This window comes from Klebsiella sp. EMBS2024 (genome assembly GCF_036233805.1).
GTDB lineage: Bacteria > Pseudomonadota > Gammaproteobacteria > Enterobacterales > Enterobacteriaceae > Klebsiella > Klebsiella pneumoniae.
Genome location: NZ_JAZARW010000001.1, coordinates 252,966 through 254,423, shown reverse-complemented (window position 1 = coordinate 254,423; position 1,458 = coordinate 252,966). Strand labels below are relative to the sequence as shown.

1 rRNA gene (cut by a window edge) is annotated in these 1,458 nt (G+C 52.8%); it reads right to left on the bottom strand.

From position 1 onward, the window contains the following. Positions 1 to 56 precede the first annotated feature (56 nt). Positions 57 to 1,458: ribosomal RNA gene (locus VZP09_RS01165) — 23S ribosomal RNA — on the bottom strand (it continues 1,500 nt past the right edge of the window).

Sequence of the window (1,458 nt, the reverse complement as noted above, 5' to 3'; positions counted from 1 at the left end):
ACTCTGAATCAGAGCTGAAAATNNTCTCAAATCCGCCAAAACATCTTCGGCGTTGTAAGGTTAAGCCTCACGGTTCATTAGTACCGGTTAGCTCAACGCATCGCTGCGCTTACACACCCGGCCTATCAACGTCATCGTCTTTAACGTTCCTTCAGGAGACTTAAAGTCTCAGGGAGAACTCATCTCGGGGCAAGTTTCGTGCTTAGATGCTTTCAGCACTTATCTCTTCCGCATTTAGCTACCGGGCAGTGCCATTGGCATGACAACCCGAACACCAGTGATGCGTCCACTCCGGTCCTCTCGTACTAGGAGCAGCCCCCCTCAATTCTCCAGCGCCCACGGCAGATAGGGACCGAACTGTCTCACGACGTTCTAAACCCAGCTCGCGTACCACTTTAAATGGCGAACAGCCATACCCTTGGGACCTACTTCAGCCCCAGGATGTGATGAGCCGACATCGAGGTGCCAAACACCGCCGTCGATATGAACTCTTGGGCGGTATCAGCCTGTTATCCCCGGAGTACCTTTTATCCGTTGAGCGATGGCCCTTCCATTCAGAACCACCGGATCACTATGACCTGCTTTCGCACCTGCTCGCGCCGTCACGCTCGCAGTCAAGCTAGCTTATGCCATTGCACTAACCTCCTGATGTCCGACCAGGATTAGCTAACCTTCGTGCTCCTCCGTTACGCTTTGGGAGGAGACCGCCCCAGTCAAACTACCCACCAGACACTGTCCGCAACCCCGGTCAGGGGCCAACGTTAGAACATCAAACATTAAAGGGTGGTATTTCAAGGTTGGCTCCACGCAGACTGGCGTCCACGCTTCAAAGCCTCCCACCTATCCTACACATCAAGGCTCAATGTTCAGTGTCAAGCTATAGTAAAGGTTCACGGGGTCTTTCCGTCTTGCCGCGGGTACACTGCATCTTCACAGCGAGTTCAATTTCACTGAGTCTCGGGTGGAGACAGCCTGGCCATCATTACGCCATTCGTGCAGGTCGGAACTTACCCGACAAGGAATTTCGCTACCTTAGGACCGTTATAGTTACGGCCGCCGTTTACCGGGGCTTCGATCAAGAGCTTCTCCTTACGGATAACCCCATCAATTAACCTTCCGGCACCGGGCAGGCGTCACACCGTATACGTCCACTTTCGTGTTTGCACAGTGCTGTGTTTTTAATAAACAGTTGCAGCCAGCTGGTATCTTCGACTGGTCTCAGCTCCATCCGCAGGGACTTCACCTACACACCAGCGTGCCTTCTCCCGAAGTTACGGCACCATTTTGCCTAGTTCCTTCACCCGAGTTCTCTCAAGCGCCTTGGTATTCTCTACCTGACCACCTGTGTCGGTTTGGGGTACGATTTGATGTTACCTGATGCTTAGAGGCTTTTCCTGGAAGCAGGGCATTTGTTACTTCAGCACCGTAGTNCCTCGTCATCACACCTCAGCCTTGATT